Below are 23,997 nucleotides of genomic sequence, written 5' to 3'. Positions count from 1 at the left end.
TCTCCGACTCCTCTAACGCACCAACAGGTCGACGAGAATATTCACCGAGTTGAGAATGGACTGGCCCTTGGCCTTCGAATAGTCGGTGTAGAGCAACTCAACGGGGTACTCCTCCCACGGAAGCTTGGTGCGCCCCAGCTTCAGGACAATCTCGGTGGCGTGCGCCATGCGATCCTGCTGCAGGTCGATCAGGCGAGCCGCATCCACCCGGATGACGCGCAGTCCGTTGTGCGCATCCGTCAGGCGCAGCCCCGTTGTGCGGTTCGTGACCCACACCGCCGTCTTGAGAATGATCTTCTTGGCGATGCCGGGCTGCGTTCGGTCATCGAGAAAGCGCGAGCCGAAGACGATGGCAAGGTCGTGTTCGCGCGCCACTCGCAGCATCCCGAGAGCGTCTTCGATGCGATGCTGGCCATCGGCGTCAAAGGTGACGATGTAGCGCGCACCCGGCTGGGAGACGACGTAGGAGATGCCCGTCTGCAGCGCCGCCCCCTGCCCGAGATTCACCGGATGCCGGATCACCCGTGCGCCGGCCGCCTGAGCAACCTCGGCCGAGCCGTCGGTGCTACCGTCGTCGATGCACACGATGTGGTCGAAGTATGCCGACAACTCCGAAACGACGCCCCCGATGACGCTCGCTTCGTTGTAGAGGGGAATGACGATCCACGTCTCGTGATCGGGTTCGACGGCATCGGCGGGCTCCTGCGAAACGGCCTCTGTCATATGGCCATTGTTGCAGAAGGCATTAGTCTTATTGGGCACCCTGCCGAGACTCCTGAGGTGCAAGGAGCCCAATTGAGCATTCATGTCAACGCGCGCGTCGCGCCATCCGCAGACGTTTCCGAGCGCGCAGACATTGGCGAGGGAAGCGCAATCTGGCACCTCGCCCAGGTTCGAGAAGACGCCAGCCTCGGCGTGAACTGCATTGTGGGTCGTGGTGCCTACATCGGCACAGGCGTTGTCATGGGCGACAACTGCAAGGTGCAGAACTATGCGCTCGTGTATGAGCCCGCTGTGCTCGGCAAAGGCGTGTTCATCGGGCCCGCTGTCGTACTGACCAATGACACGTACCCGCGGGCGATCAACCCGGATGGCTCGCTCAAGAGCGCGCACGACTGGGAGTCGGTTGGCGTAACCATTCACGATGGTGCGGCCATCGGCGCTCGTGCGGTGTGTGTTGCGCCGGTCACGATCGGCGCCTGGGCCACGGTGGCCGCTGGTGCCGTCGTCACGAAGGACGTTCCCGACTTTGCCCTCATGGCCGGCGTTCCCGCTCGGCGAATCGGCTGGGTCGGCAAGGCTGGCGTACGCCTGATCGAAGAGGCCGGCCACTGGGTCTGCCCGCAGACCGCGACACGATATGAAGAGACCGACGGCGCATTGAAAGAGGTTGCCACCCATGACTGACGAGTTCATTCCGCCCGCAAAGCCGATCATCGGCGACGACGAGCGCGCCGCGGTCGATCGCGTTCTGCGTTCCGGCATGGTCGCTCAAGGGCCTGAAGTTGCGGCCTTCGAGCGTGAGTTCGCCGATGTGATGGTCGGTGGGCGGGCATCCGTCGCGGTGAATTCGGGTACCTCGGGTCTGCACCTCGGGCTGCTGGCTGCCGGAGTCGGCCCCGGTGATGAGGTCATCGTGCCGTCGTTCACCTTCGCGGCCACCGCGAACTCTGTCGCGCTCACGGGAGCCACGCCGGTCTTCGCCGACATCGAACCGGACTACTTCTCGCTCGATCCGGTCGCCGTGGAGGCCGCGATCACGGGCAAGACCAAGGCGATCATGCCCGTGCACCTGTACGGTCACCCGGCGAAGATGCGTGAGCTCACCGAGATCGCCGCCCGTCGTGGCGTTGCACTCTTTGAGGATGCCGCGCAGGCACACGGCGCCGAACTCGACGGGCAGCGCGTGGGCACGTTCGGGCAGTTCGCCATGTTCAGCCTCTACCCGACGAAGAACATGACCAGCGGCGAGGGCGGCATGGTCACCTGCGCCACACCCGAGATCGAGCGCACCGTCAAGCTGCTGCGCAATCAGGGCATGGAGGCGCAATACAAGAACGAGATCGTCGGCTTCAACGCCCGCATGACCGACATCCACGCCGCCATCGGCCGCGTGCAGCTGACCAAGGTCGAGGCCTGGACCGCTCAGCGCAGGAAGAATGCCGCATTCCTGAACGCCAACCTTTCCGGTGTGGTCATTCCGCCCGTCGATGAGCGCGCCGTGCACGTCTATCACCAGTACACGATTCGGGTGCCCCAGGATCGCGACGGTTTCGTTGCCGCGCTGAAAAGCGAGTACAACGTGGGAAGCGGCGTGTACTACCCGGTACCCAATCACCGCCTTGACTCGCTGAAGGGCTTCGCGCCCCGCCTCGAGCTGCCCGAGACCGAGCGCGCGGCATCCGAGGTCGTCTCGCTGCCCGTGCACCCCTCGCTGAGCCAGCGCGACCTCGACCGCATCGTCGCTGCGGTGAACGCCCTCGCAGGGGCGGGCGCATAATGGCCGATCTGCGCGCTGGGCTCATCGGCATAGGAATGATGGGTCGCCACCACGCACGCGTGCTGCGTGAGCTTCCCGGCGTCGAGCTGGTTGCCATTGCCGACCCTGCCGGTGACCCACACGGCGTGGCCGGCGACCTCGAAGTGCTTCCCGACGTCGAATCGCTCATCGCGGCTGGTCTGGATCTGGCCGTCGTGGCGATACCGACCCGGTTCCACGAGGATGCCGCGCTCAAGCTCGCCGAGGCGGGTGTGCACACCCTGGTGGAGAAGCCGATTTCCCAGTCCGTCGAGGAGGGGCAGCGCATGGTCGATGCCTTCTCCGTCAAAGGGCTCGTGGGCGCCGTCGGACACATCGAGCGCTTCAACCCAGCCCTGCAGGAGCTGCGCCGTCGCATCGAGGCTGGCGACTTGGGCGAGGTCTATCAGGTCATCACACGCCGACAGGGCCCTTTCCCTTCGCGCATCGCCGACGTCGGCGTGGGCAAAGACCTGGGCTCGCACGATGTCGACCTCACCGCCTGGGTCGTGCAGAGCCCTTATCGCAGCGTCTACGCGCAGACGGTTCACAAGAGCGGGCGCGAGTTCGAAGACATGATGCTCGCCACCGGCCGTCTCGAGAGTGGCGTTGTCGTCAACCACGTGGTCAACTGGCTCAGCCCGATGAAGGAACGGGTCGCCATCGTCACCGGTGAGCGCGGAGCGTTCGTCGCCGACACCGCCACCGGCGATCTCACCTTTTATGCCAATGGCACCTTCCCGCTCGAGTGGGAGTCGATCTCGAACTTCCGCGGCGTCAGCGAGGGTGACGTCACCCGGTTCTCGTTCCCCAAGCGCGAGCCGTTGCGGGTGGAGCACGAGGCGTTCCGCGACGCGGTGCTCGGCATCCGCCACGATGTCGTGACCATGGAGGAGGGCCTTCGTGTGCTCGCTGTCGTCGAAGGCGTGATCGAATCCGCAAAGACGGGCAAGTCGGTCGAGTTCTAGGCCGATGCGCGTCACCATAGCCAGCCGCATCTTCTCGCCGGAGCCCGCGGCGGCGTCATACCGCCTCGCGGCCCTCGCGAACGCATTGGATGAGGCCGGTCATACTGTCACGGTGCTGACCTCCACCGTGCCCGGCGACGCGGATTCCGACACGAGGGCAACGGTGCGCGTGAAACGGTTCCCGGTGCTGCGCGACGCTGCGGGGTATGTGCGCGGCTATGTGCAGTACATGAGTTTCGATATTCCCCTCTTCTTTCGGGTGCTCTTCGGGCGACGCAGCGACGTAATTGTCACAGAGCCGCCACCCACAACGGGATTCATCGTGCGCATTGCCGCGGCGATCCGGCGCACGCCCTATGTCTATTACGCGGCAGATATTTGGTCTGACGCCTCGGAGTCGACCGGCGCTCCCGCATTCGTTGTGCGCATTGTCAGGCGTCTCGAGTCGTTCGCGCTTCGTGGTGCTCGTTCCGTTATCGCCGTGACCGACGGCGTCGCCGTACGAGTGCGCGAGCTGGGCGGCCACGACCGCGTGAGCGTGATTCGCAACGGCATCGATACGACGATCTTCACTCCGGACGGACCGCGCATCGACACCCCGCCCTTGGTCGTGTACGCGGGCACGACCTCGGAGTGGCAGGGCGCGGACATCTTCGTGCGAGCCTTTGCGAAGGCGCTCCAGGCGGTGCCGGATGCGCGCCTGGTCTTTCTCGGGCAGGGCAGCGCGCGCGACAAACTCGTGCGTCTCGCGGGTGAACTGAAGCTCTCCGCGGTCGAATTCCACGGGGTGGTTCCTCCGTCTGAGGCCGCGAGCTGGCTTCGTTCCGCGCACGCGGGACTCGTGAGTATGAAGCCGGGACAGGGCTACGACTTCGCGTATCCCACCAAGATTCACGCGGCTATCGCGTGTGGCGTTCCCGTCGTCTATGCGGGCGTCGGTCCGGGGCGTGAGGCCATCGAGAAGGATCGCCTCGGTTACGCCGTTGACTATGACGACGACGCTGTAAGCCAAGCGTTGGTGGCGGTGCTGTCGGCGGCGCCGACAAACGCGGAGCGTGCGCGCATCCGGGCCGTCGCTGTAGACACCGTTGATATCTCCGCTGTTGCACGCAGGGCGGCATCCGTGGTCGGGGAGGCTGCGAGGAGATGACAATGATTCGTTCGTTTGCTGCACGCGTGGCACGATCCCGTGCCTCATGGCCGGCCCCGGTCAACAAAGCCGTTGACGGCGTCATCAATCGCGTTCCGGAGCGCATCGCGATGCGTCTCAACCCCGCCAAGTACGGCTTTACCGCGCGGGATGTTCCACGGCCGCCGGCCGCACCGAGCACGCCGACTCGCGTGTACATCGCTCCTGTCAACTTCTCCGGGCAAGGATATGCATGGGCACGTGCCGTCGAGAGGCTCGATGGCGTTGGCTCTGTGAGCATGCAGTATCGCCTGGACGACGATTTCGGGTTCCCCAGCGATAACGCCGTTCCGGTACGCGTTTTCGTGCGCTCCACGCGGTGGCAGCGCGCCCAGTTTCGCGCGGTCACGCGCGGCTTCACCCATGTGATCGTGGAGGCGGAGCGTCCGATCTTCGGCGGCCTGTTCGATGAGTCGGTTGTTCGAGAGGTGCAGGCGCTGCGCGCGGCGGGCCTTCGCGTGGCCATGCTCAGCCATGGCAGTGACCTTCGCCTGCCGAGTCGGCATCGAGAACTCGATGAATGGTCACCGTTCCGCGACGAGAGCTGGGATGCGATTCCGGTGCTTGAGAAACAGGCGTTGGCCAATCGGGTGGTGCTTGTCGAATCACATGCGCCGGTATTCGTTGCCACTCCCGAACAACTTCTCGACTGGCCGGACGCGAGCTGGCTTCCGAACGTGGTCGAACCCGCGCTGTGGCAGAGCGATGATGCCGCGCTGGAACGAGAGACGCCCGTGGTCATCCACGCGCCCAGCAACCCGGTCATCAAGGGAACGGACCTCATCGAACCGGCGGCCACGCAACTGGCCGCAAGTGGGGCGATCGAGTACCGCAGAATTCAGGGTGTTCCCGCGACCCAGATGCCGGATGTCTACCGCCAGGCAGACATCGTTCTCGAGCAGTTCCGCATCGGCAACTATTCAACAGTTGCGCTGCAGGCCATGGCCGCCGGCAGACTCGTGATCGGGCACGTTCACGAGCAGGTGCGCGACCATGTGAGGCGTGAATACGGTGTGGATGTGCCGATCGTCGAGGCCACACCCGCGACGCTGCGAGCTGTGTTGGAGCATGTACTGGCGAACCGCGAGGACTACCGGGCGGTCGCGGCATCCGGACCCGCTTTCATAGCGGCCGTGCACAACGGGGAGGCCTCCGCACGAGTGCTCGAGGCGTTTCTGCGCTCCTGAGCGCAGGCCAGAGAACGTGCACCGCCGGCCCGGCTCGTCGGGCGGACGATCAGCCGGACTATGGGAACATAGAACGCTTGAGAACATCGAAGACGGAGGATCCGACGTGAAGGTCAGTTGGCAGACGCTGAGGCAGCTCATGCCGATGCTGCCGGCGCGGGCCCAGCCCTTCCTCTGGTTCTATGTAATCGCCTCGTGTGCGCTTGCCGGGTTGGATGTAGTCGCGTTGATGCTCCTGGCCGTCTCGCTCACCGGAATGGTCCAGAATCAGCCCATCAACATTCCTTTGATCGGGCGCATCGAGTCGGATGGTTATATCTGGGTTCTGGTCTCGGTCTGTGCGCTGATCATTCTGAAGTCCGCCATCGCTGTGCTGTTGCAGTGGTCGGCGACGCGGCGGTTCGCCTCATACGAACTGGAGATCGGCGACAGGCTCTTCGACGCGTACATCAAGGCGCCGTGGACGGAGCGCCTCAAGCGCAACACCGCGCAGCTGGTTCGCCTCGCCGATGTGGGCATCGCCGCGGTGGTCGGAGGATTCATGCTTCCGCTGCTCTCGCTGCCCACCATGCTCACCACCTTCGTTGCAGTGGTCGCCGTTCTCGTGATCGCGCAGCCGGCAACGGCCGCCATCACGCTCGTCTATCTCGGTCTCATCGCATTGGTTCTCTACCTGTGGGTTTCTCGTCGTTCGGTCGAGGCGGGTCGGGTCAACCGGGACTACTCCTTCAAAGTGGCCTCATTAATGACCGACATGGTGGCGACGCTCAAGGAGATCACGCTGCGCAACAGTGCAGACACGGTAGCAGCGGTGGTACACAAGAATCGCATCCACACCACGCGAGCCCGCGCCAACATCAGTTTTCTGGGCATGTTGCCGAAGTTCATCTTCGATGGCGCCCTGGTCGGGGGATTTCTGCTCGTCGGTGGCGCTGCTTATCTGGTCGGAGGCGTTGCCCAGGCATTCTCGGCGATAGCGCTCTTCGGGGTTGCTGGTTTCAGGCTCGTTCCCTCCCTCACCGGGTTCCAGGCCGTCATGACCCAGACGAACGCCAGCGTGCCGATCGTGCGCACGGTAATCGATGACATCCATGATGCCCAGGGCTACCTGGCGCACGCGGAATCGATTGGGCGCACAGCAATCGTGGGGGAGCCGAAGGGTCTCTCGCTGAAGAACGTGAGCTTCACGTATCCGGGGTCGGGGCAGCCCGCGCTGAAAGCCATCGATCTGACGCTTCCATTGGGCAGCACCCTGGGCCTGGCGGGCTCAACTGGGGCGGGCAAGTCCACCCTGGTCGATCTGCTGCTCGGACTTCTGGTTCCCTCCGAGGGCACCATCAGCCTCGACGACCAGCAGCTCGAAGACGTGCTGTCGGACTGGCGCACCCGCGTCGGCTACGTTCCGCAGGAGGTCTCGCTGTTCGATGGCACGGTGGCCCAGAACGTCGCGCTCAGCTGGTCGGACGATTTCGACCGGGATCGCGTCAGGGTGGCGCTCGAGCGAGCGCAGCTCTGGGACGTGATCGAACGACGCAGCGGCGGTATGGATGCCCGTGTCGGCGATCGAGGCATGTCGCTTTCCGGCGGCCAGCGGCAGCGTCTGGGCATCGCGCGTGCACTCTACAGCGACCCGCTCGTACTCGTGATGGACGAGGCGACCAGCGCTCTCGACACCAAGACGGAGTCCGACGTCTCCCGGGCCATTCATGCGCTCAAAGGCCAGGTGACCGTCGTGGCCGTGGCTCACCGGCTGTCCACGATCCGCGACAGCGACCAGGTCTGCTTCATGCGCGATGGTCGCATCGTTGCCAGCGGCACCTTTGACGAGGTCGTCGCGGCCGTGCCCGACTTCGCCGAGCAGGCAGCGCTTGCGGGTCTGAGCCGTTAGCGCGATGATCGCCGAGCCGGCCGTCGATGTCGTCATCGCGGTTCACGACCCGTCGCGAGCGGTTGATCGCGCCGTGCGTTCGGTATTCGATGCGGTGGCGTCAGTTCGCGTGACCGTGGTCTGTCATGGCATTGAAGCGCATTCGCTCACGCTCGACCCGCGGACCCGCTCAGACGAGCGACTACGTCTCGTCGAGTTCGCCGACGGCATCCGCTCACCGGCAGGTCCGTTCAACCACGGCCTCTCGCTGGCGAGTGCTCAGTTCGTCTCGATCATGGGCTCCGACGACTTTCTGGAGCCCGGGGCGATAGGCGGCTGGCTCGCTGAGGCACGCTCGTCGCGGGCCGACATGGTGATGGCTCCCGTGCGCATGCAGAACGGTGAGCCGATGCGCGCGCCACTCGTGCGGCCGTGGCGACAGCGCGGGCTGAACGCGGTCAAGGACCGACTCTTCTATCGCAGCGCCCCGCTGGGCTTAATTCGGCGGGCGCTCGTTGAGGAACGCCAGCTTGTTCTCACGGAAGGTCTGCGCAGCGGCGAGGACCTTGCCGTGAGTGCCCGACTCTACTCGGATGCGATCCGCATCAGCCTCCCCCGGTCGGCGCCTCGATATGTCGTCGGAATGGATGCACAGAGCCGTGTCACCACCGCAGTGATGTCGGTGAGTGAGGCGCTCGCCGCGATAGATGATCTGCTCGCACGAGAATGGGTTCAGGAGCTCTCGCGCTCGATGCGGCGGGCGCTCGGTATCAAGCTGCTGCGCACGCACCTGCTGAATACCGCGCTCGCGCGACCGACTGCAGGGCAGTGGGACGCGGAGTCGCTGAGTCTCCTGCGCCGGTGCGCCACCGAGGTCGTTCGCTTCGCACCGGCTGCCCTCATTCCGCTGTGTCGTGCCGATCGACGACTGCTCGGCGTCATCCTGGCGCCGGTCAGCGACGCGCAGGCCCTCGTCGAGGCGATTTCAGCGCGCAGCCGCAGCGCGCGTATCGACACGGTTCTTCCGAACAGCGTGCTGCACGCCTTTGATCGCGAGAGCGTGCTGGTTCGGTACCTGCTCTACGCTCTGAAAAGATAGAGCGAGCGTTTCGAGACGAAAGTGGGTGCGTCATCCTTCCGCGTGGCTTAGCGCGATTCGCCGGTATCGCCCTGCGGGTCTTTCCCGACTCTGTATCCAGACTGCTATTGCCCCCGCGGCTTCGATATGACCCCGCGGAGATGGTGGTGGCCGAGGCACCCGACGCTCCGATCCGTTTTTTTGTCGCGCCGTCCAATTTTGCGGGACAGGGGTGGCAGTGGGCGCATGCGGCCCAGCGCCATCTCGACGGGGTCAAGGCCGTCGCCATGGCGTATCACGGCGCCGGAGAATTCGGCTTTCCGGTGGATATGTCGGTGCCGGTCAGCGGATATGTCTTTTCTAAGAAGTGGCAGGCACGGCAGCGCGAGGCCGTGACGGCGGGGTTTACCCACGTTGGGGTCGAGGCGGAGCGGCATCCGTTCGGTCGCGTCTTCGACCAGAGTGTCGAGACCCAGGTCAGGCAATTGCTCGATGCAGGAGTGAAGGTTGCCTTCCTCTCGCATGGCACGGACATCCGGCTGCCCAGCAGGCACGCGGCAATGGAAGAGTATTCGCCGTACAAGGACGGGCTCTGGCCGTTCACGGAACGTGCCGAGCTCGAGTCTGGCGATAACCTCGCGATGATTGCACGACTGGAAATACCGGTGTTCGTCTCGACGCCCGATCTGCTTGTCGACGTGCCGCATGCCAGCTGGCTGCCCGTGATCGTTGAACCCGAGAAATGGCGCAGTGCAACCCAGCCGTTGCACCGCGGCAGGCCGGTGGTGGTGCATGCACCGAGCGGCGCGATCATCAAGGGCTCAGACCTCGTTGACCCGATCATGCAGTCTCTGCACGAGCAGGGGATCGTGGAGTATGTTCGCATCCAGGGCGTGCCAGCCGATGAGATACCGGAGATTTACCGCAACGCAGACATCGTTCTCGATCAGTTTCGACTGGGCTCTTATGGCGTAGCGGCCTGTGAATCCCTGGCCGCAGGACGCGTCGTAATAGGCCACGTTTCGCGGTTCGTGCGCGACTACGTGCGTGAGCACACCGGGACGGAACTGCCCATCGTTGAGGCGACGGCATCGACCCTCGAAGCAACCATTCGCACAATCTGCGCCGATCCGCAGCGCTATCGCGAGCTCGCATCAGCGGGTCCGGAGTTCGTCGCGGCCGTGCACGATGGGCGCGCTTCGGCCGCGGTGCTCAAAACATTTCTCGACCCCGAAAGCGATGCGGCATGACCCGGCCTACCCTCCTGATCCTCTCGTTCTCGCCGATCGCTGCGGATGCCCGCGTGCTCAAGCAGGTGCGACATTTTTCACAGTCGTATGACGTGACCACGTGTGGCTACGGTGACGCTCCAGAGGGGGTCGTGCGGCACATCCACATCCCCGACAACAAACCACAGAACGACCTCAACGGCCGCCTCATCACTCTGCGGCTGTATGGCAAGGCCTACTGGAGCCTGAGCGCCGTGAGGTGGTGTCGCGATGCCCTGAAGCCTGGATCGTGGGACATCATCCTGTCTAACGACGTCGAGACGGCCCCGCTCGCGCTCTGGTTGCGTGCGCGGCTCGGACTGCACGCCGACCTGCACGAGTACTCCCCTCGGCTGCACGAAGAGAACCCGGCATGGGTGCGGCGCATCCAGCCGTTCTACAACTGGCTCTGTCGTCGCTTCGTTGCTCGTGCGAGGGTATTGCCGATGAGTACAAGCGTGTGTTCGGTATTGATGCCGGGGTGGTGACGAATGCTGCCCCGTACGCGGATGTGTCGCCGACGTCGGTTGGGGATCCGATTCGTCTCGTACATAGCGGAGCCTGCCTGCGTAACCGGAATCTGATGGTGATGATTGAGGGTGTCGCTCTTTCGCGGGCGAACATTTCGTTGGATTTCTATCTGACGCCCAATGACCCGGTCTATTTGGCGGAATTACAGTCACACGTTGTCGGAATGCCGAATGTGCGTGTGAACGACCCCGTTCCATATGACGAGTTGATCGCGACTTTGAATGATTTTGACGTCGGCGTTTTCGTGTTGCCTCCGGTTAACTTCAATTACGAGTGGGCGCTACCGAACAAACTGTTCGACTATGTGCAGGCCCGTCTGGGCGTTGTTGTTGGTCCATCGGCAGAAATGAGCGCGTATGTGCGTGACTTCGGGCTCGGCGAGGTCGCTATCAATTACACGGCGGGCGCCTTTGCGCGGGTGCTTGACGCCTTGACTCTCGAGCAGGTGCACGGTTTCAAGCGGGCGTCGGATGCTGCTGCACGCGACCTCTCGGCCGAAGCCCAGGTCACCATCTGGAACCAGGCCATCGCCACCATCGCGCGAAAGGCGGTCTGATGGGCCTGCCGAGCATTCTCATCCTGTCGTTCTCGCCCATTGCAACGGATGCCCGCGTTCTCAAGCAGGTGACCCTGCTGCGCGACGTCTATGAGGTGTACACATGCGGTCACGGACCTGCGCCCGACGGCGTGGCCGGTCATATCGAGATTCCGAGCGAGTTCGCGGTATGGAGATACGATCGCACCTTGCTCATGACCCGACAGTATCGTCGCGCCTATTGGTCCAATGCCGCTATCGCAAACGCGAAGCAACAACTGCAGGGGTGCGAATTCGATGTTGTTCTCGCGAACGACGTCGATGCCGTTGGCTTGGCGCTGTCGCTACGGCCTGACCGCGGGGTTCACGCCGATCTGCATGAATATGCCCCCCGTCAGAAGGAAGAACTGACGCGGTGGCGTCTCTTTGTCGCGCCGTTCATCCGTTGGATGTGCCGCACCTTCGTTGCGAGGGTATTGCCGATGAGTACAAGCGTGTGTTCGGTATTGATGCCGGGGTGGTGACGAATGCTGCCCCGTACGCGGATGTGTCGCCGACGTCGGTTGGAGATCCGATTCGTCTCGTACATAGCGGAGCCTGCCTGCGGGATAGGAACATCGTGGGAATCGTCGAGGCGGTTGAAGCATCCGCATCGGGTGCGACGCTCGATCTGTACCTGACCCCGAACGACCCCGAGCACCTTGAGGAGCTGAAGACGCGGGCTGCGGCATCCGATCGGATTGTGGTGCACGATCCGGTACCGTACAGCGAACTCATTGAAACGCTCAACGCCTTCGATGTTGGGGTGCATATCCTTCCACCGGTGAGCTTCAACAACGCGTGGGCTTTGCCGAACAAGTTCTTCGATTATGTGCAGGCCCGGCTCGGGCTGATCATCGGCCCGTCGCATGAGATGGCGCGGTTGCTTAACGAATATGGCTGCGGGGTAGTCGCGGATGACTTCAGTTCGGACGCTCTGGCTGCGGTGCTCGATAACCTCACCCCTGAGCAGGTGCGGGGCTTTAAGCAGTCATCGGATGCCGCCGCACATGACCTCTCCGCCGAATCCCAGGTCGCGATCTGGGGCGCAGCCATCGCCCGGCTTGTCCAAACGGATGCCTCTCCGGCGTGACCTAGTGTTGGTTGGATGGCAACCGATGGTGCACGGGTAAGAGGGCTGGTTGAGCCGCAGCCGGCCACGTCTCGGTCCGCGGCGTTGGATTTGCTTCGGGTGGTAGCGATTCTGGGCGTGGTAGCGATCCATGTCTTCGGCGGTATTGTTTCGAACCAGGACATTCGGGGATCCGTCACGTGGTGGGCGGCGGCCGCAGCCGATCTCGGCAACGTCTGGGTTGTACCCGCTTTCGTGATGGTAAGTGGAGCGCTTCTGCTCGGTCCCCGTACGGTCGAACTCGGTCCGTCGGCCTTCTATCGAAAACGGTTGCTGAGGCTCGGCCCTGCCTTCGTCGGTTGGCAGTTGTTCTACCTCCTCGTGGTGCGCGTCGGGATGAGCCACCAGCAGCTAGGTGTTGGCGGAATGCTGCAGCTGATCGTGGATGGCAAGACCTACACGCATCTGTACTTCTTGTGGCTGATTGTAGGACTGTACGCCGTGGCGCCGATCCTTGCCGCATTCCTGAACCAGGGCGGCCAGCGACGCGCCGTCATCTTCGCCGTTGCAGTTCTTGTGGCGACCCTGCTCGTCTACAGTCTCGCCGGCCTCTCTGCATTGCACGGGTCGCCGCGGCCGATCGTACTGAGTGCGCTTACCCAGTGGGTTCCCTATGTCGGATACTTCCTCATCGGGTGGGCTCTGCGCAATGTCGTGCTCAGCCGTCTCTGGACCGTCATAGTCGCGGCGGTAACGGCCCTGCTTCTTGTCGAGATCGTCTGGCAGTACGGAATTGCGCCGAGAGCAGCGACTCTCCAGGCGATCGCGCCGGTGAGTTACATCGGCGCTGTCGTCGCGCTGGCGACCATCGGAATATTCCTGGTGACGCAAGGGTGGATGTCGCGAATCGTCCTCTCCGATCGTGCCGCTCGCAGGCTCAAAACGCTCTCAGCTGCGTCGTTCGGCACCTTCCTTATCCACTTCTTCTTCCTCATTCTCGCTGAGGTGCTTTTCCCGGGAATCGTTGCTCCGCTCTCTACGTCGTTCTGGACAGCGTTGCTTGTGTGGGCAGGCGTCGCGATCGTCTCGTTTGCCGTCAGCATGGTGGCGCTGCGAATCCCATATCTGCGCCGGTTCTTTTGATCGGGGTGGGAGGGGGATTTCACAGGGGCCGGTGGCGCCGACGTACCGCTCGCGTGATGAAACTAGGTCGAGGATTCCGCACTCGTCGCTGAACGCGCGAGCTGCTTGCGCTTGAGCCGGGCGTCCCACCAGGCGCGCATATACCGTTCGAATGGTTTCTCGATCAGGTAGTGCAGGGCCGCGGCGCCCGCCAACGACAGTGCGAGCAGCGCGGCGTACCACAGCAGGTTGGACCACGCCGTGCGCTGGCCGCCAAAGAGGGAGAGGGCGATGTAGACGAACGTGGCGTGCACGAGGTAGAACGCATACGACCATTCGCCGAGCACGACGAGAGGGCGCCAGCGCAGAATGGATTGCCCGCCGGTGACGTCGCGCCACGCGACGGCAGCAATGGTGACGGCGCAGGCGATGATGATCCATTCGTTTGAGGTCTGGAGTATGAAGCGCACAACGGCGTTGTCTCCTTCCCAGCGCACACTGATGAAGACCCACAGAATGAGCCCGGCTCCGAGGAGATAGGCCCACAACGGCTTGATGCGCACCTTCCAGCCGGCGATCATCGCCCGCGCAATGCCGATGCCGATGATGAACTCGCTGACGCGAGTGATTGGCAGCGGTAGGGAACCCAGCCACGAGCTGGGCCACGCAATGACGGCGATGCGATAGGCGAAAGCCAGCGCTATCACGCCGACCGTCGCCCACAGCGCGCCGCGCTTGGTCAGCCCTTGGAAGGCTCGGTGCAGGGCCGGGTGCAGGGCGTAGAAGAAAGCTTCACAGCTCAGCGTCCAGGCGGCCGGGTTACCCGAAAACAGGATCGCCGGGTCCCGTGACCAGCCCTGAAGGAAGACGAAGGAGAGCGCCAGAATGCCGAACGACACCGGCTTCACCCAGGTCTGGGCCGGATCCGGATCGAAGCTGTAAAAGACCGGGATCGCGAACAGCAACGCCACGAAGTGTGAAGGATAGATGCGGGCGAAGCGCCTCCACCAGAAGGTGGTGGGGGCGACGCTTGGTCGCGCCGACCACGTGAGTACGAAGCCGGAGAGGATGAAGAAGAAGGTGACGCCATAGTTGCCGTACACGAAGATGCCCGAATGCGGAAGCGGCGCCAGATTGCGCATGTGGTACGCGAAGACGGCGAAGGCCGCCCACCATCGCAGCCCGGTGAGCGAGTCGAGGCGAACCGTGCGGCCCTCTGCGGTTACCGCGGGGGAGCCCGCTATGGAACTCATTCCGCCCGATCGATCAACACCTGCACGACGCGAGCCGCAGCGTGGCCGTCACCGTACGGTGCGGCATCCGTGTCACTCGGCCGTTCGCGCGTGACCGCAGCCGCGATCTCGGCGCTCGAATTGGCGAGTACATTCCAGCCGAGCTCGACCGTCTCAACCCATTCGGTTTCGCTGCGCACGGTCGTGCACGGCACGCGAAGCAGAAAGGCCTCCTTTTGGAGCCCGCCGGAGTCGGTGACGACGCCGCTGCTTGCGAGCACAGCCGCGATGAGGTCGGGGTAGGCCAGCGGGGGGCGCGATATGAGCGAGCCGGCGCTCATCGTGATGCCGTGTTCGGCCGCCTTGGCGACGATCCGTGGATGCGCCAGCAGCACGACGGGCTTGTCGAGCACAGAGAGGCCCTGCACGATCTGGGCGAGGCGGGCTGGGTCATCCGTGTTCTCGGCGCGATGGATCGTGGCGAGGTAGAAGCCACCCGCGGCCAGTCCGAGTTCATCGAGGAGCACTGAAGGCTGATCGCTGAGCTCGTCGCGCACGCGCAGCAGCACATCCGTCATCACATCACCGACAAGAAGCGAACGCTCCGCGAGTCCTTCGTGTGCGAGGTGCTCCATCGCGACCTGCGTCGGCGCCAGGCACAGGTCGGCGGCGTGGTCGGTGAGAACCCGGTTGTGCTCCTCGGGCATGCGGCGGTTGAACGAGCGCAGTCCGGCCTCGAGGTGAGCGACGGGGATGTGCATCTTGACCGCGCTGAGGGCAGCGGCGATCGTGGAATTGGTGTCGCCGTAAACGAGCACCCAGTTTGGTCGGTGTTCCTCGAACACCGCGTCGAGAGAGGAGAGCATCGAGCCGGTCTGCACGCCGTGACTGCCCGAACCGACGCCAAGATGAACGTCGGGAGCTGGAATGCCGAGGTCCTCGAAGAAGACATCAGAAAGCATGGGGTCATAATGCTGGCCGGTGTGCACGATGACGTGCTCGACACCCGCCGTCTGGGCCGCGAGCGCGATGGGAGCGAGCTTCACGAACTGGGGTCGGGCGCCCACGACACTAATCATCTTCACGGGAGTCGAGTCTAAACGGTGGCCGACGGTATGGCTGATACCGTCGGATCGTGCCGGAACCGCTCGTCGATCACATCATTGCGGTGCACGATCCTGCCCGACCCCTTGCGCGTGCGGTGGGTTCGGTGCTCAACTACACCCGCTCAGCCGTGCGTGTCAGCGTGGTGTGCCACAACACCGACCCCGGCGCCATCACGCGCAATCTCGGCGAGCTGGTACACGACGAGCGGATGCGACTGCTCACGATTGAGGACGGCATTCCAAGCCCCGCAGGTCCCTTCAACGCGGGGCTGGAGGCGGCGACGGCGAAGTTCACATCGATCATGGGCTCGGACGACGAGCTGCAGCCCGGAGCCATCGATTCCTGGCTGGCTTTGCAAAGACGTGCCGAGGCCGATGTCGTGATTCCCCGTCTCGCGCACGCCAGGGGAACGCCGGTTGCCACACCGCCGACCCGGCCGTTTCGCACGCAGTCACTGGACGGTCTGCGCGACAGGTTGTCGTACCGCTCGGCACCGCTCGGGCTGGTGTCTCGAGAGCGCTTCGGCTCGCTGCGCATGATGGGCGGGTTGCCTTCTGGCGAAGACGTCGAGTACGCCACCGCCGTGTGGTTCTCCGGCGCTCGCATCGCGTTTGATCGGCGAGGGCCGGCCTATCTCATCCACGACGACGCCGAAGACCGGGTGACGTTCGCAACCCGCAGCATCGCCGATGATCTCGAATTCATGCGCCGGCTGCTCGGCGGCGAGGTCGTTCGTGGCCTCGATGCGCGACAGCGCACCGCGCTCGTTGTCAAGCTCTTTCGCGTGCACCTGTTCGCGCTCGTGCACAACAGGCCGACGGTCGAGCTGTGGTCGGTTGCGGAGCGCACGGCGCTCGCGCTCGGAGTGCAGCGCTGCATTGACGCTGCACCCGCGGCGCTGACTTTTCTCTCCCAGGCGGATCGCTCGCTTGTCGATGCGATGAGCAACCCGCATGTCCCGGACCGGCAACTGCTGGCGGCTGCGGTCCGCCGCCGCCGATTCGGGCGACCCTCGACACTCATCCCTCGGACCTTCGGCCGCCTCCTGGCCCGGGAGGCACCGCTGCGCATGATGGCAGCCTCCATGCTCGTGCGCGTGGGGCGCTGACCGCGGCGGCCCGGCTTGCCCCGAGCCAATAGACTAGAACCCATGCGTATTGCGGTCATCGCCCTCGGTAAAATCGGTCTTCCCCTCGCGGTTCAGTTCGCCGACCAGGGGCACGAGGTGATCGGTGTCGACGTGAATGCGGCGGTGGTCGACTCGGTCAACCGCGGCATCGAGCCGTTCCCGGGTGAGGCGCAACTGCAGGAGAAGCTCGCTGCGCTGGTGCCGGCCGGTCGCATCCGGGCCACCACCGACTATGCGGATGCCGTACCCGGCGCCGACGCCGTCGTGCTGGTCGTGCCGCTCTTCGTCAACGATGTGACGGCCGAACCAGACTTTGGCTGGATGGATGCGGCGACCCGCTCCCTCGCCGAGCACCTGACCCCCGGAACCTTGGTCTCCTACGAGACAACACTTCCTGTCGGCACCACGCGCGGGCGCTGGAGGCCGTTGCTCGAGGAGGTCTCTGGACTCACCGAGGGCACCGACTTCCACCTGGTGTTCTCGCCCGAGCGCGTGCTGACCGGCCGCGTCTTCGCCGATCTGCGCAAGTACCCCAAGCTCGTCGGAGGCCTCTCCGCGGAGGGCACCCGTCGCGCCACCGAGTTCTATGAGCAGGTGCTCACCTTTGACGAGCGCAGCGACTTGCCCCGACCCAACGGCGTGTGGGACATGGGAACGGCCGAGGCCGCGGAGATGGCCAAGCTCGCCGAGACCACGTACCGTGATGTCAACATCGGCCTCGCCAACCAGTTCGCAATCTATGCAGACACCGTTGGCATTGACATCTACGCCGTCATCGACGCGTGCAACTCGCAGCCGTTCAGCCACATTCACCGGCCGGGCATCGCTGTCGGCGGCCACTGCATCCCCGTCTATCCCCGGCTTTACCTTTCGACCGATCACGACGCCGAAATCGTGCGCACGGCTCGCGCTCTCAACGCGTCGATGCCCGAGCGCGTCGTCGCGCAGGCGGCCGGTGTGCTCGGCGACCTCAACGGACTCACTGCCGTCGTGCTCGGCGCCGCCTACCGCGGCGGCGTCAAGGAGACGGCGTTCTCGGGAGTCTTCCCGACGGTCGCCGCGCTCACCGAGCGGGGCGCGAAGGTGCTGGTGCACGATCCCCTGTACTCAGACGATGAGCTCACGAAGCTGGGGTTCACCCCATATGACGACGGCGCGCCGGTCGATCTGGCCATCGTGCAGGCCGACCATGCTGAGTACGGCGAGTTGACCGCAGCCGATTTTCCGGGCATCCGCCTGATCGTCGACGGCCGCAACACGACGACGGCACAGAACTGGGTCGGGGTTCCCCGGCTTGTCATCGGCGCCGGGGGAGTGAGCTAGTGGATCTCGTCGTCGTCGGGTCCGGATTCTTCGGGCTCACCATCGCGGAGCGTGCCGCCACCGAACTCGGGCTCACCGTCACGGTCGTCGACCGGCGCCCGCACATCGGCGGCAACGCGTACAGCGTGGCCGATCCGGAGACCGGCATCGAGGTGCACCAGTACGGCGCGCACCTGTTCCACACCTCGAACCAGACCGTGTGGGACTACGTCAACCGCTTCACGAAGTTCACCAACTACCAGCACAAGGTCTACACGAACCACGACGGCGTGGTCTTTCCGCTGCCCGTCAACCTGGGCACCATCAACCAGTTCTTCGCGGCCGCATACTCGCCCGACGAGGCGCGCGCGCTGATCGCCGAGCAGGCTTCCGAATACGACACCAAGAACGCCGCAAACCTCGAAGAGAAGGGCATCTCCCTCATCGGGCGGCCCCTCTACGAGGCCTTCATTCGCGACTACACCGCCAAGCAGTGGCAGACCGACCCTACCGAGCTGCCCGCCGAGGTCATCAGCCGGCTTCCGGTGCGCTACAACTACGACAACCGCTACTTCAGCGACACGTGGGAAGGCCTTCCGGTCAACGGCTACACGGCGTGGCTCGAGGCCATGGCCGACCACCCGAACATCGAGGTCGTGCTGAACACCGACTTCTTCGACGAGTCGCAGCCCATCAACAAGGCCGCCACGGTCGGTCGCGTGCCCGTCGTGTACACGGGGCCGATCGACCGCTATTTCGACTATTCCGAAGGCGCGCTGTCGTGGCGCACGCTCGACTTCGAGCAGGAGGTGTTGCCCATCGGCGACTTCCAGGGCACCCCGGTGATGAATTACGCGGATGCCGACGTGCCGTACACGCGCATCCACGAATTCCGCCACTTCCACCCGGAACGCACCGAATACCCGAGCGACAAGACGATCATCATGAGGGAGTTCTCGCGCTTCGCCACCCGCGACGACGAGCCATATTACCCGGTGAATACCGCGGATGACCGCGCGGGCCTGCTGAAATACCGCGAGCTGCAGGCCGGGGAGAAGGACGTCTACTTCGGCGGCCGCCTCGGCACCTACCAGTACCTCGACATGCACATGGCCATCGCCTCGGCTCTCACGATGTTCAGCAACAAGCTTGAGCCTGAACTGCGGGCGCGCACCGCGTAAGCACCGGGCTTAGCGCTCGAAGGTCTTGCGCCACTCCTCGACGGAGGTGATCTCAGGCAGCGCCTCGCGGTACTGCTTTGAGAGCGTCTCCCAGTTGCGCGAGAGCTCGCGGTGCAGCCGGATGCTCTCCGCGAGCATCCGGCGGAAGGTGCGCGGATTGCGCCGGTACCAGCTCTTGCCGGTGCCGTCAGCCGTCGAGACCAGCGCGCTGTCGAAGTACGGCGTGTGAAACCAGGTCGCGTCCCGCTTGGAGAGCTCAACCTCGGGGTGCTCGATGTTGGCCCTGCTCGGCTTCGTAAACCAGTGCCGCAGCACCATCTTCGCGGTGAACACGATCAGGGGAAGGCCGGTCGGACCCTCATTCTGCTGCGTGCCCGGCGCGATCGGATAGACCTGCTTGCCGCGGTTCGTCACAGGCAGCTCGTCATCGGTGCGCAGCACACGCTTCTCGGGAAAGTCCTTCGCGGCGGCAATCAGTTCTGGAAGTATCGTGTCGATGCCCTGCTGCATGTGAGCGGGGCCACTGAGCACATCGCGCAGGGCGCGGTGACGAAGCGTGACGGGGTAGTACTGCATGCCGAGCAGATGCTTGAGATCCCAGCGCCGGCTGTCGCGCGGCAGCAGGCCACCGTGCTTGTACGGCGAGTGCAGCAGCGCGGCGACGATGCGGTTGCGAGCGTGAAAATAGGCCTGCCAGTCGAGCGTGTCGTCCTTGTCAAGCCAGGAGACGTGCCAGAGCGCCGCCCCGGGCATGCTCACGGTGGCAAAGCCGTGTCCGCGTGCCCGCAGACTGTATTCGGCGTCGTCCCACTTGATGAAGGCGGGCAGCGCAAGACCAACCTCACGCACCACAGCGGTGGGAATCAGGCAGAACCACCAGCCGTTGTAGTCCGCGTCCATGCGCGCGTGCATCCATCGGGTCTGGCGCAGGTTGGCCACGCGAAAATCGTGAGGCACATCCTTCTTGAACGTCGCCTTCCAGATGAAGGGTTTGAGATCGACGACCTCGGCGAAGGCGTGCAGCACCGGGCGATCGAGCAGGTCGAACATATGCCCGCCCACGAGCGTCGGCTTGCGTGAGTGCCTGCCGAAGTGCAGCGCGCGCAGGATACTCTCGGGCTCGACCTTCACGTCGTCGTCGAGCAGCAGCACATAGGCGCTGTCTTCTCGGTCGAGCGTCTCGGCCATGGATCGTGCGAAGCCGCCGGATCCGCCCAAATTCGCCTGGATGATGACCTGCAGCTTGTCGCCGAGTTGCGCCGCAACATCCGCGAAGCCGGGCTCATCGGTGACCAATTTGCTTCCCTGGTCGACGATGAAGATGCGGTCGACCTCGTTGAGAAGCTGCGGGCTGGAGGCGAGCGTGGCCAGGGTTCGCACGCAGTAGTCGGGCTTGTTCAGGGTGGTGATGCCGAGCGAGACCTTGCCGCTCTGCACGGGGCTCTCGGAAGTCTGCCATTCGCCACCCTCGAGCACGACAGCCTTGTTGTTGGCGACAATATCGAACCAGTACCAGCCGCCGTCGCCGAAGCCGCGCACGGGCAACTCGAACTCGGTTGTCACGCCGTCGCCGGAGATCGAGCGGGACTCCACGCGCTGGGCGATGCCCTGGGCGTTGGAACGGTATACGAGAACGGTGCCGACCCCGGTGGTGCGCAAGCTGAGGCGCACGTGCTGCACATTTGTCCAGTGCTGCCAGTATGACGCCGGGAAGGCATTGAAGTAGCTGGCGAAGGAGGTGCGCCTGCCCGCGCCGATGCGCGCGCTCGAGCGAGAAATGATGTCGTCGATGTGCGACCGGGCGCTCACGCGAACAGCCGCGCCTCCGATGGTGGCCCACGTCTCGGGATCGGCGTACAGCGGCAACACATCGGCGTCATGATCCTGAGGAAAGACCACGTTCTGAATTGTCGTCCACTGGCTCACTCGTGATCACTTCCGATTCGTCGCGGGGAATACGGTGCGCGCAAGGCACTCGCCCCCGCACCCGGTAGAGCCTACCCGCGCTGGCTGCGTGTGACCTGCGGCCCGCTGAAGAGGTGGGGTCTCAGCATGAACAGTTGAACGATGAGCACGGCGACCTCCGATGCCGCGAGAGCCCATGCGAGGCCCGGAAGGTCGAAAAGGATCGCCCCGGGGATGAGGAATGCCGCGCCGACGATGGCGCCGGCGATAGTGCTGATCGCCAGGGAACGGGTGAGCCCGAAGGAGTTCAGAAGGGTGAAGCCGGTGACCTGGGAGAGCAGTATCGCGGCCAGGGCCGTTCCCATCGGAATCGACACGGAGAACGGCAGGCCCAGCGCAGATCCGGAGAGGAGGTCTCCGGCGAGCGGCCCAAACGCAGCGTAGAGCAGACCACCGGCAACGCTGAGCATCGTGGTGATCACGAAAACGCGGCGGCCACGCACGGTTTGTTCAGCGATGTCCGGGTGCGGCACGTAACCCTGGGAGACCTGCACCAGCGGCCGAGTGGAATACAGGGCGAGGCGCATCATGCGCTCGGCCAGCGCATACACCGCCGTCGCCTGCGGCAGGAAGACCTGCACTATCACTATCGGCAGGTTCACGTAGATGGTGCTTGTGGCAGACATCGAGATGGCCGAGGCGTGCTCTTTCAGCCGCCTCATGCCACGCACGAACGAGAGATCGCTCACCCAGCCCGGGTAGCGGCGCAGCACATTCGTCGAGGTGAGAACGGTGGATGCCAGCGCGGCGACCCCCTGCAGCACTACATACCAGAGCGGATTCTGGGTGAGGATCAGGGCCAGCGCACCGAGCACCGTACCGACATTGCGCGGCAGTGTCTCGATCAACAGGAATCGAATCGGGCTGCCCTCGCCCACGAAGAACCAGCCTCCGGAGAGCCCGGCGAGCAATCCGGATGCGACGGTGACGGCGGCCAGCGCGGCATCATGGCCGGTGAGCAGAATGGCGATGACGGCGGCGGGCACGAGCACGAGCAGAAACAACCAGCCCCTGGTGGCGAGGGAGTCCATATAGAACTGGCCGCGCCGTTCAGGGGTGCGGGAGGCGACATCCGTGGGGCCGGTGACGCCCCAACCGGCCGCGACCAGCACATAGCCGAAGCCGGCAACGGCCTGCGCGACGGCGATGGTGGCCCACGCCGTGGTGCCCGCGACGATGATGACGACCGGAATGACCGCGACGCTGAGCACACCGCCGACGATGACCGATAGCCCGTAGCCGCCACCGAAACGTGCGATGCTGCGCCTGCTCACCACGCCACCATCACCGCACCTTATTCGCTGTTCGACTCACTGCCGGCCGCAGGAACTCATCACAACGACGTGAACATCGGCGTTGCGTCAGATCGGTTGATAGTACCAGCGGATGCGTCACCGCTCGGTCGGTGCGGGAACGGGCGCCGTGAGCGCCGTGCGCCAGCTCATGCCCTGCGCGGCCTTCACCGCACACACGACCATCAGCATCCAGCTCACCTCGATGAGCAGAACGCTTTCGGCCATGGAGGTGGCCACCAGCACGATGATGATCAGAGGCGCCCAGGCGTAGACGACGCTGCGCTTGTTGGAGGCCAGCAGCCAGGAGCGGCTGAACGCGAGGGCGACCATGGCGCTGAACAGCAGGAAGCCGATGAGACCCACCTGCAGGTAGACATCCAGGAACGCATTCAGGCCGTTGGCGTGCCAGGCTCCCGTGTTGGCGTTGATGATCGAGTATGGCGGTAGATCGCCGCGCCAGAACCCGATCCAGCCCCAGCCCTGGAGTTGGTTCACGGAGATGAGATGCCACATCTGCAACCAGAGAGAATAGCGCACGGTCAACACATCCTGCGCATTGAGAAAAGCGATGACCCACTCGCGCGCCGCGTAGGTGGCGGCTATGCCGGCGACGACGAGCACGCCGAGCGTGAACTGGCCGAAGAGCCGGTGCTCGGCCTTCAGCTGGCGCATGCCATAGAGCGCGAGGGTCGCCAGCAGCACCACGATGAGCACGGCGATGATCACCGGCGAATGGCTGAAGTACAGGCTGACGACGGCAAGCAGAACGGAGACGATGGCGGTGTTGCGGCGCACGGATCGGGTGCGCCACTCGATGAGATATGTCACGAACGCGATGAGCGCCACCAGGCCGAGCTGGTTGCGGGTGCCGAACAGGCCCTGGATGGCGCCCCCCGTGGCGATGTTGCCCTGGATGCCGAGAAATCTGATGGGCATGTCAATGATCACGCCCGAGAACACCTCAAGGGCCAGGGATGCCGCCAGCAGCACGCGCAGCACGTCACCGACCGCGCGCACCACCTGGATGGTGTCGCGCACGAGCGCCACGTAGACGCCGAGAAAGAAGAACGCCACCTGGTAGATGATCGCGGCGAGTGTCGCCCACTGGTACATGCTCCAGAAAATGGAGATGGCGCACCAGGCCACGAAGACGAGAATCGAGATCGGCAGAATGCCCTGCCACTCGATCATGCCGCGGTGCGCCACGAGGGACAGCGCGGCGAGCAGGGCGAGCGCGCCGAGAATGCCGAGCAGGCCGCCCCACCCCATGGTGTCCCGCAGCAGGTTCGTACAGAAGGCGGTGCCGACCGCAATGAGCGAGAGAGCGGATGCGAATCGCGGCGATCCGAGAAACTCGGTTGCCATTGCCGGAATGACAGGCCTGCGCGGCGGCGTAGTCGTCATGCTTTATT

The 23,997-nt window shown here is 64.3% G+C and carries 22 protein-coding genes; 16 read left to right on the top strand and 6 right to left on the bottom strand.

What is annotated here, in order from left to right; genetic code table 11:
* Nucleotides 1-12: 12 nt before the first annotated feature.
* Nucleotides 13-723: a glycosyltransferase family 2 protein gene (locus ASC63_RS00585; protein WP_055808747.1), complete on the bottom strand. Its 711-nt coding sequence runs from the start codon at nt 721-723 to the stop codon at nt 13-15.
* A gap of 72 nt (nt 724-795) precedes the next feature.
* On the opposite strand from ASC63_RS00585, the gene ASC63_RS00580 reads away from it, so the two are divergent.
* The 13 genes from ASC63_RS00580 (at nt 796) to ASC63_RS00520 (ending at nt 13,395) form a co-directional block, all read left to right on the top strand.
* Nucleotides 796-1,407, top strand: coding sequence for an acyltransferase (locus tag ASC63_RS00580; RefSeq protein ID WP_055808745.1), 612 nt, complete (start codon nt 796-798; stop codon nt 1,405-1,407).
* Entirely contained in the window at nt 1,400-2,500 is a 1,101-nt protein-coding gene (locus ASC63_RS00575) for a DegT/DnrJ/EryC1/StrS family aminotransferase (RefSeq protein WP_055808743.1), read from the top strand. The genes ASC63_RS00580 and ASC63_RS00575 overlap by 8 nt, the downstream gene beginning before the upstream one ends.
* Nucleotides 2,500-3,486: a Gfo/Idh/MocA family protein gene (locus tag ASC63_RS00570; protein ID WP_055808741.1), complete on the top strand. Its 987-nt coding sequence runs from the start codon at nt 2,500-2,502 to the stop codon at nt 3,484-3,486. Before ASC63_RS00575 ends, ASC63_RS00570 begins: the two co-directional genes overlap by 1 nt.
* Nucleotides 3,487-3,490: 4 nt before the next feature.
* On the top strand, nt 3,491-4,636 hold the full coding sequence (locus tag ASC63_RS00565; protein ID WP_055808739.1) for a glycosyltransferase family 4 protein: 1,146 nt from the start codon (nt 3,491-3,493) through the stop codon (nt 4,634-4,636).
* A 2-nt stretch (nt 4,637-4,638) separates the two neighbouring features.
* The gene (locus ASC63_RS00560) at nt 4,639-5,862 is read left to right on the top strand and encodes a glycosyltransferase (protein ID WP_055808737.1); all 1,224 of its coding nucleotides are present in this window, start codon (nt 4,639-4,641) and stop codon (nt 5,860-5,862) included.
* A 106-nt stretch (nt 5,863-5,968) separates the two neighbouring features.
* Nucleotides 5,969-7,750, top strand: a complete 1,782-nt coding sequence (locus tag ASC63_RS00555; protein ID WP_055808735.1) for an ABC transporter ATP-binding protein — start codon at nt 5,969-5,971, stop codon at nt 7,748-7,750.
* Nucleotides 7,751-7,754: 4 nt separating this feature from the next.
* Complete coding sequence (locus ASC63_RS00550; protein WP_055808732.1) at nt 7,755-8,828, top strand: glycosyltransferase; 1,074 nt, start codon at nt 7,755-7,757, stop codon at nt 8,826-8,828.
* A gap of 146 nt (nt 8,829-8,974) precedes the next feature.
* Complete coding sequence (locus ASC63_RS00545; protein ID WP_162242859.1) at nt 8,975-10,057, top strand: glycosyltransferase; 1,083 nt, start codon at nt 8,975-8,977, stop codon at nt 10,055-10,057.
* Nucleotides 10,054-10,563: a hypothetical protein gene (locus ASC63_RS16560; protein WP_055808729.1), complete on the top strand. Its 510-nt coding sequence runs from the start codon at nt 10,054-10,056 to the stop codon at nt 10,561-10,563. The genes ASC63_RS00545 and ASC63_RS16560 overlap by 4 nt, the downstream gene beginning before the upstream one ends.
* Nucleotides 10,536-11,162 (top strand): hypothetical protein, encoded by a 627-nt coding sequence (locus tag ASC63_RS16555; RefSeq protein ID WP_235491689.1) that lies wholly within the window; start codon nt 10,536-10,538, stop codon nt 11,160-11,162. The genes ASC63_RS16560 and ASC63_RS16555 overlap by 28 nt, the downstream gene beginning before the upstream one ends.
* Entirely contained in the window at nt 11,162-11,665 is a 504-nt protein-coding gene (locus ASC63_RS16550; protein ID WP_055808725.1) for a hypothetical protein, read from the top strand. The genes ASC63_RS16555 and ASC63_RS16550 overlap by 1 nt, the downstream gene beginning before the upstream one ends.
* Complete coding sequence (locus tag ASC63_RS16545) at nt 11,638-12,273, top strand: hypothetical protein (protein WP_235491688.1); 636 nt, start codon at nt 11,638-11,640, stop codon at nt 12,271-12,273. Before ASC63_RS16550 ends, ASC63_RS16545 begins: the two co-directional genes overlap by 28 nt.
* 15 nt (nt 12,274-12,288) lie before the next feature.
* Entirely contained in the window at nt 12,289-13,395 is a 1,107-nt protein-coding gene (locus tag ASC63_RS00520; RefSeq protein WP_082486950.1) for an acyltransferase, read from the top strand.
* A gap of 62 nt (nt 13,396-13,457) precedes the next feature.
* Here ASC63_RS00520 and ASC63_RS00515 read toward each other — a convergent pair whose 3' ends face one another.
* Together ASC63_RS00515 and wecB are read right to left on the bottom strand one after the other, a co-directional pair.
* On the bottom strand, nt 13,458-14,627 hold the full coding sequence (locus ASC63_RS00515) for an acyltransferase family protein (protein WP_055808720.1): 1,170 nt from the start codon (nt 14,625-14,627) through the stop codon (nt 13,458-13,460).
* The gene (gene wecB / locus ASC63_RS00510; protein ID WP_055808719.1) at nt 14,624-15,691 is read right to left on the bottom strand and encodes a non-hydrolyzing UDP-N-acetylglucosamine 2-epimerase; all 1,068 of its coding nucleotides are present in this window, start codon (nt 15,689-15,691) and stop codon (nt 14,624-14,626) included. Before wecB ends, ASC63_RS00515 begins: the two co-directional genes overlap by 4 nt.
* A gap of 50 nt (nt 15,692-15,741) precedes the next feature.
* Between wecB and ASC63_RS00505 the strand changes: the two genes are divergently transcribed.
* Genes ASC63_RS00505 through glf form a run of 3 tightly spaced genes read left to right on the top strand, consistent with a single transcriptional unit; the run spans nt 15,742 to nt 19,325 of the window.
* Entirely contained in the window at nt 15,742-16,821 is a 1,080-nt protein-coding gene (locus ASC63_RS00505; RefSeq protein WP_055808717.1) for a glycosyltransferase family A protein, read from the top strand.
* 42 nt (nt 16,822-16,863) lie between these two features.
* Nucleotides 16,864-18,165, top strand: a complete 1,302-nt coding sequence (locus tag ASC63_RS00500; RefSeq protein WP_055808715.1) for a nucleotide sugar dehydrogenase — start codon at nt 16,864-16,866, stop codon at nt 18,163-18,165.
* On the top strand, nt 18,165-19,325 hold the full coding sequence (gene glf, locus ASC63_RS00495; protein WP_055808714.1) for a UDP-galactopyranose mutase: 1,161 nt from the start codon (nt 18,165-18,167) through the stop codon (nt 19,323-19,325). Before ASC63_RS00500 ends, glf begins: the two co-directional genes overlap by 1 nt.
* Before the next feature lie 9 nt (nt 19,326-19,334).
* On the opposite strand, the gene ASC63_RS00490 is transcribed toward glf, so the two are convergent.
* The 3 genes from ASC63_RS00490 to ASC63_RS00480 form a co-directional block, all read right to left on the bottom strand.
* Complete coding sequence (locus ASC63_RS00490; protein ID WP_235491686.1) at nt 19,335-21,224, bottom strand: glycosyltransferase; 1,890 nt, start codon at nt 21,222-21,224, stop codon at nt 19,335-19,337.
* 98 nt (nt 21,225-21,322) lie between these two features.
* Nucleotides 21,323-22,564 carry a hypothetical protein gene (locus tag ASC63_RS00485; protein ID WP_157487527.1) on the bottom strand — a complete coding sequence of 414 codons (1,242 nt, stop codon included), beginning with the start codon at nt 22,562-22,564 and terminating at the stop codon, nt 21,323-21,325.
* 117 nt (nt 22,565-22,681) lie between these two features.
* Nucleotides 22,682-23,989, bottom strand: a complete 1,308-nt coding sequence (locus ASC63_RS00480; RefSeq protein ID WP_055808707.1) for an O-antigen ligase family protein — start codon at nt 23,987-23,989, stop codon at nt 22,682-22,684.
* Nucleotides 23,990-23,997: the final 8 nt, after the last annotated feature.

The organism is Leifsonia sp. Root112D2 (genome assembly GCF_001424905.1).
Lineage (GTDB): Bacteria > Actinomycetota > Actinomycetes > Actinomycetales > Microbacteriaceae > Root112D2.
This window is presented reverse-complemented; position numbering and strand designations above follow the sequence as displayed.

Excerpts from the sequence above, each read along its gene's own strand:
- ASC63_RS00585 (WP_055808747.1), bottom strand. The coding sequence starts at position 723 with ATGACAGAGGCCGTTTCGCAGGAGCCCGCCGATGCCGTCGAACCCGAT.
- ASC63_RS00575 (WP_055808743.1), top strand. The coding sequence starts at position 1,400 with ATGACTGACGAGTTCATTCCGCCCGCAAAGCCGATCATCGGCGACGAC.
- ASC63_RS00570 (WP_055808741.1), top strand. The coding sequence starts at position 2,500 with ATGGCCGATCTGCGCGCTGGGCTCATCGGCATAGGAATGATGGGTCGC.
- ASC63_RS00565 (WP_055808739.1), top strand. The coding sequence starts at position 3,491 with ATGCGCGTCACCATAGCCAGCCGCATCTTCTCGCCGGAGCCCGCGGCG.
- ASC63_RS00560 (WP_055808737.1), top strand. The coding sequence starts at position 4,639 with ATGATTCGTTCGTTTGCTGCACGCGTGGCACGATCCCGTGCCTCATGG.
- ASC63_RS00550 (WP_055808732.1), top strand. The coding sequence starts at position 7,755 with ATGATCGCCGAGCCGGCCGTCGATGTCGTCATCGCGGTTCACGACCCG.
- ASC63_RS16560 (WP_055808729.1), top strand. The coding sequence starts at position 10,054 with ATGACCCGGCCTACCCTCCTGATCCTCTCGTTCTCGCCGATCGCTGCG.
- ASC63_RS16550 (WP_055808725.1), top strand. The coding sequence starts at position 11,162 with ATGGGCCTGCCGAGCATTCTCATCCTGTCGTTCTCGCCCATTGCAACG.
- ASC63_RS00520 (WP_082486950.1), top strand. The coding sequence starts at position 12,289 with ATGGCAACCGATGGTGCACGGGTAAGAGGGCTGGTTGAGCCGCAGCCG.
- ASC63_RS00515 (WP_055808720.1), bottom strand. The coding sequence starts at position 14,627 with ATGAGTTCCATAGCGGGCTCCCCCGCGGTAACCGCAGAGGGCCGCACG.
- ASC63_RS00500 (WP_055808715.1), top strand. The coding sequence starts at position 16,864 with ATGCGTATTGCGGTCATCGCCCTCGGTAAAATCGGTCTTCCCCTCGCG.
- ASC63_RS00480 (WP_055808707.1), bottom strand. The coding sequence starts at position 23,989 with ATGACGACTACGCCGCCGCGCAGGCCTGTCATTCCGGCAATGGCAACC.